Consider the following 5,656-nt stretch of genomic DNA (forward strand, 5'->3'; position numbering starts at 1 on the left):
GGAGGGGCTATAACTAGCCCGTCCGGCGTTTGAGGACGAGGCGCGGAGCGCCGATAAACGGGGGTCCCAGGGGGCGGAGCCCCCTGGTTCGGGAAGGGGCGGGTCTGGGGCGCTCCCGCGAGGGCTCACGCCAGCCGTCTCGCACCCCCCGAAGCCACCCCCTCGAACACCCGCGGTTCCGTGAAACCGGCCCCCGCGAAGGCCTCGCCCACCGCCTTCGTCACCGCCTCCACATCCCCGGCCTCCACCAGCACGACCACCGACCCCCCGAAGCCACCCCCGGTCATCCGCGCCCCCACCGCCCCGGCCGCACACGCCACCGCCACGGCGAGGTCCAACTCGGCGCAGGAGACACGCAGGTCATCCCGCAGGGAGACGTGGCCCTCGGTGAGGACAGGGCCGACCCCGCGGACGTCACCGGCGGAGAGCAGGGCGACGACCCGCTCGACCCGATGGTCGTCGGACACGACGTGGCGGACGTAACGCCGCACCCGCTCGTCGGCCAACCGCCCGAGGGCGGAGGGGAGTTCGGCGTAGGGAATGTCCCGGAGATGGGTCACGCCGAGCGCCCGCGCACCGGCTTCGCACCCGGCGCGCCGCTCCGCGTACGCCCCGTCGCCCAGGGCGTGCCGCACCCGCGTGTCGACGACGAGCAGCCGCAGCCCGTGGGCCGCGAGGTCGAAGGGGACCTGCCGGACGGACAGGTCGCGGCAGTCGAGGTGGAGCAGGCGGCCCGGCTCGCAGGCCGCGGCGGCCATCTGGTCCATGACTCCGCAGGGCACGCCGACGAAGGCGTTCTCGGCGCGCTGGGCGAGCAGCGCCAACTCGCGGCGGGACAGGCCCAGTTCGTACAGGTCGTTCAGGGCGAGCGCCGTGACGACCTCCAGGGCCGCCGACGACGAGAGCCCCGCGCCCGTCGGGACCGTGGACGCCAGATGCAGATCGGCCCCGCCGACCGCGTGCCCGGCGTCCCGCAGGGCCCAGACGACGCCCGCGGGGTACGCCGCCCAGCCGCCGCTGCCGGAGAGCGGCACGAGCGAGTCGGCGGATAGCTCGACGACGGGGCCCTCGACGTCCGCGGAGTGCAGCCGGAGCACCCCGTCGTCCCGGCGCGCGACGGCCGCCACCGCGGTGTGCGGCAGGGCGAGCGGCATCACGAAGCCCTCGTTGAAGTCCGTGTACTCGCCGATGAGGTTGACGCGGCCCGGTGCCGCCCACACCCCGGTGGGTGCGTACCCGTACAGGGTCGTGAACTCCTGGGCCACGTCCACTGGTTACCCCTTTCGCTGGGCGAAGGCCCAGGCGTCGGCGACGATGCCCGCGAGGTCCGCGCGGGTCGGGTGCCAGCCGAGCCGCTCGCGCGCGGTGGCGGCGGAGGCCACGAGGACCGCCGGGTCGCCGCCGCGGCGGGCCGCGACGACCTCGGGGACCGGGTGCCCGGTGACCCGGCGGACGGTCTCGATGACCTCGCGCACGGAGAAGCCGTTGCCGTTGCCGAGGTTGCAGATCAGGTGCTCGCCGGGCGTCGCGGCATCGAGGGCGCGCAGATGGGCGTCGGCGAGGTCGGCGACGTGGATGTAGTCGCGTACGCAGGTGCCGTCGGGCGTGTCGTAGTCGTCGCCGAAGACGGAGATGGCCTCGCGCCGACCCTGGGCGACCTGGAGGACGAGCGGGATGAGGTGCGACTCGGGGTCGTGCCGCTCGCCGTACTCACCGTAGGCGCCCGCGACGTTGAAGTAGCGCAGGGAGACCGCGCCCAGGCCGTGGGCCTTCGCCTCGCCCGTGATCATGTGGTCGACGGCGAGCTTGGAGGCGCCGTACGGGGAGGTCGGCGCGGTGGGGTCGGACTCCTTGATCGGGGTGCTGACCGGCTCGCCGTACGTCGCGGCCGTCGAGGAGAAGACGAGCTTGCGTACGCCCGCGTCGCGCATCGCGGCGAGCAGCGCCATGGTGCCGCCGACGTTGTTGTCCCAGTACTTCTCGGGCTTGGCGACGGACTCGCCGACCTGGGAGAAGGCGGCGAAGTGCAGCACGGCGGCGTAGGAGCGGTCCAGCCATTTGGCGGCGTCGCGGATGTCGCCCTCGATGAACGCGGCGCCCGCGGGGACGCCTTCGCGGAAGCCGGTGGAGAGGTTGTCGAGGACCGTCACCTCGTGCCCGGCCTCGACCAGATGCTGCGCCACGACGCTGCCGACATAGCCCGCACCACCCGTGACCAGGTACTTCGCACTCATCAACTCGCTACCTCTCGCAGTCGCTCGGCCGCGGCCTCCGGCGGCACGTCGTTGATGAACACACTCATGCCGGATTCGGAACCCGCGAGGAACTTCAGCTTGCCGGAAGTGCGGCGGATGGTGAAAAGCTCGAGGTGGAGCGCGAAGTCGTCGCGGCTCACGCCCTCGTACGCGGTCAGATCGGCGAAGGGCGCCTGGTGCCAGGCCGCGATGTACGGCACCGGCGGCTCGCCCTCGCCGCGCCCGTCGCCCTTGCCGCCCTCGTCGAAGATCCGGTCGAAGCGGCCCAGCAGTTCCAGATAGACCCGGGGGAACTCCGTGCGCGCCGCCTCGTCGAGGCCGAGCAGGTCGGGGACGCGCCGCTTGGGGTAGAGGTGCACCTCGTAGGGCCAGTGCGCCGCGTACGGCACGAAGGCCACCCAGTGGCCGGTCTCCAGGACGACGCGCTCGGCCGCGCTCTCCACGGCGAGGACGTCGTCGAAGAGGTTGCGCCCCGTCTTGGCCCAGTGGTCGGCGAGGGAGCGCAGCATCAGGGCCGTGCGCGGGGTGGTGAAGGGGTACGCGTAGATCTGCCCGTGCGGGTGGCCGAGGGTCACGCCGATCTCCGCGCCCCGGTTCTCGAAGCAGAACACCTGCTCCACGGACGGCAGATGGGACAGCTCGGCGGTGCGGTCGGTCCAGGCCTCCAGGACGAGCGCGGCCTGGTCCTCGGTGAGGTCGGCGAAGGACGCCGTGTGGTCGGAGGTGAAGCAGACGACCTCGCAGCGGCCCGCGCCGCCCGCGAGGGACGGGAAGCGGTTCTCGAAGACCACGACGTCGTACGAGGAGTCGGGGATCTCGGTGCGGCGCTCGCCGGTGGAGGGGCACAGGGGGCACTCGTCGGCCGGGGGGTGGTAGGTGCGGCCCTGGCGGTGCGACGCGATCGCGACGCTGTCGCCGAGGAGGGGGTCACGGCGGATCACGGAGGTGGTGGCGACCGGGTCGAGCGGCCGGGTGTCGGGGGCCGTGCGGACCGCGTCGTCGCGCGCGTCGTAGTAGATGAGCTCACGACCGTCGGCGAGACGAGTCGAGGTCTTCTTCACTTCTGGGGCTCCTCATCGCCCGCCAACAGAACCGCACACAACAAACCACAAGGCAACACACACGTCAATGCCTCCTACCGCTCCGTAACATTTGTGCGCCCTATACCCACCCAAACCCGTAGATAATTGCGAGCCCGATCACAATCAAACAAAGAAAATCAACAGAACTGTTCACTTCCTGAAATGGGGAGCGTAGGTTCCGCCCTGATCAGTTCGCGCGACGAAGCGAGTTCTCATGGCGCCCCCTCCCCACCCCGCCCCCATCACCCTGGCCGAGGGGCTACGGCTCCCCACCAACGGTCTCGACTACGCGATCCTCGCGATCTACTTCGTGGTCGTCCTCGGCATCGGATTCGCCGCCCGGCGCTCCGTGAAGACCAGCCTCGACTTCTTCCTCTCGGGCCGCTCCCTGCCCGCCTGGGTCACCGGCCTCGCCTTCGTCGCCGCCAACCTCGGCGCCACGGAGATCCTCGGCATGGCGGCGACCGGCGCGCAGTACGGCGTCGCCGTCGTCCACTGGTACTGGATCGGCGCCATCCCCGCGATGGTCTTCCTCGGCCTCGTGATGATGCCGTTCTACTACCGCAGCCGGGTCCGCTCCGTCCCCGAATTCCTGCTCCAGCGCTTCGACAGGTCGGCCCACCTGCTGAGCTCGGCGCTCTTCGCCTTCGCCGCCGTCCTCATCGCGGGCGTGAACCTCTACGCCCTCGCGATCGTCGTCGAAGCGCTGCTCGGCTGGCCGCAGTGGGTCGCCATCGTCGTCGCCGGGTTCTTCGTCCTCGCGTACATCACCATCGGCGGACTCTCCTCGGCGATCTACAACGAGGTGCTCCAGTTCTTCGTGATCCTCGCCGCGCTCATCCCCATCTGCGTCATCGGCATGAAGAAGGTCGGCGGCTGGGACGGCCTGAGCGGCTCGATCGAGAAGCAGCACGGCGACAACTTCATGACCGCCTGGGGCGGCACCGGCATCGGCGACCCCAACCCGCTCGGCGCCAACTGGCTCACCATCGTCCTCGGCCTCGGCTTCGTGCTCTCCTTCGGCTACTGGACGACCAACTTCGCCGAGGTGCAGCGCGCCCTCTCCGCGAAGAACCTCTCCGCCGCCCAGCGCACCCCGCTCATCGCGGCCTTCCCGAAGATGTTCATCGTGTTCCTGGTGATGATCCCGGGCCTGGTGGCGGCCGTCCTCGTCCCGAAGATCGGCACGGCGGGCTCGGACCTCACGTACAACGACGCGATCCCCTACCTGATGCAGGAGTTGCTGCCCAACGGCGTGCTCGGCATCGCGGTCACCGGGCTGCTCGCCGCCTTCATGGCGGGCATGGCGGCCAACGTCTCGTCCTTCAACACCGTGTTCACGTACGACATCTGGGCCAAGTACGTGGTCAAGGACCGCGAGGACGGCTACTACTTGAAGTTCGGTCGCCTCATCACGGCGATCGGCGTCCTCGCCTCCATCGGCACCGCCTTCATCGCCTCGTCCTTCTCCAACATCATGGGCTACCTCCAGACCCTGTTCTCCTTCTTCAACGTCCCGATGTTCGTCGTCTTCATCATCGGCATGTTCTGGAAGCGGGCCTCCATGAAGTCCGGCGTGTGGGGGCTGCTCGCGGGCACCACCGCCGCGATGCTCAACTACTTCTGGATCTACAAGCAGGGCGTCGTCGACATCCCCACCGACCAGGGCGCCAACTTCGTCTCCGCGATCGTCGGCTTCGTCGCCGGTGCCGTCGTCATGGTCGTCGTCACCCTCTTCACCGCGCCCAAGCCCGAGGCCGAACTCGCCGGTCTCGTCTACGGGACGGCCTCGCCGGGCCTGGAGGACGACGGCGCCGAGGCGGGCGACTCCGCGTGGTACCGCCGGCCCGCGCTGCTCGGCTGGAGCGCCGTCGTCCTCGCCGCCGCCTGTTACGTCCCCTACTCGTTCTGATCGGAGCGTGAGCGCACCATGTCCGACCTGCAGAAGGAAGTCTCCGAACTGGAGCGGAAGTCCGCGACGGCGGCCCGGCTCTTCGACATCCGGCGCATCATCGGCGGGCTGTTCGTCGTGTACGGGGTCATCGTCACGATCGCCGGGATCACCGCGTCCGACGCCGACCTGAAGAAGGCCGAGGGCATCAACATCAACCTCTGGACGGGCCTGGGCATGCTGGCCCTGGGCCTGTTCTTCCTGACGTGGCTGTGGCTGCGGCCGGTGGATCGGGGTGACGGGTAATTCCCTCGCGGGTGGCGCCCCAGACCCGCCCCTTCCCGGCTGTATCAATTTGCGGCTCCGCCGCGGAGGGCTCCGCCCCAGACCCCGCTCCTCAAACGCCGGAGGGGCTAAAAATCTCGCCG

At 70.0% G+C, this 5,656-nt stretch carries 5 protein-coding genes; 2 read left to right on the forward strand and 3 right to left on the reverse strand.

Annotation, left to right across the window (positions count from 1 at the left end):
- Nucleotides 1–125 precede the first annotated feature (125 nt).
- The 3 genes from galK to galT are packed head-to-tail and all read right to left on the reverse strand — an operon-like array spanning nucleotide 126 to nucleotide 3,316.
- Nucleotides 126–1,271: a galactokinase gene (gene galK / locus ACFWZ5_RS44405; protein ID WP_384805916.1), complete on the reverse strand. Its 1,146-nt coding sequence runs from the start codon at nucleotides 1,269–1,271 to the stop codon at nucleotides 126–128.
- Nucleotides 1,272–1,274: 3 nt separating this feature from the next.
- The gene (gene galE / locus ACFWZ5_RS44410) at nucleotides 1,275–2,234 is read right to left on the reverse strand and encodes a UDP-glucose 4-epimerase GalE (RefSeq protein ID WP_384805914.1); all 960 of its coding nucleotides are present in this window, start codon (nucleotides 2,232–2,234) and stop codon (nucleotides 1,275–1,277) included.
- On the reverse strand, nucleotides 2,234–3,316 hold the full coding sequence (galT, locus tag ACFWZ5_RS44415; RefSeq protein ID WP_384805912.1) for a galactose-1-phosphate uridylyltransferase: 1,083 nt from the start codon (nucleotides 3,314–3,316) through the stop codon (nucleotides 2,234–2,236). Before galT ends, galE begins: the two co-directional genes overlap by 1 nt.
- 235 nt (nucleotides 3,317–3,551) lie before the next feature.
- Between galT and ACFWZ5_RS44420 the strand changes: the two genes are divergently transcribed.
- Together ACFWZ5_RS44420 and ACFWZ5_RS44425 are read left to right on the forward strand one after the other, a co-directional pair.
- Nucleotides 3,552–5,249, forward strand: a complete 1,698-nt coding sequence (locus ACFWZ5_RS44420; protein WP_384805910.1) for a sodium:solute symporter family protein — start codon at nucleotides 3,552–3,554, stop codon at nucleotides 5,247–5,249.
- An 18-nt stretch (nucleotides 5,250–5,267) separates the two neighbouring features.
- Nucleotides 5,268–5,534, forward strand: coding sequence for a hypothetical protein (locus tag ACFWZ5_RS44425; RefSeq protein WP_384805908.1), 267 nt, complete (start codon nucleotides 5,268–5,270; stop codon nucleotides 5,532–5,534).
- Nucleotides 5,535–5,656: the final 122 nt, after the last annotated feature.

This window comes from Streptomyces sp. NPDC059003, from assembly GCF_042740445.1.
GTDB lineage: Bacteria > Actinomycetota > Actinomycetes > Streptomycetales > Streptomycetaceae > Streptomyces.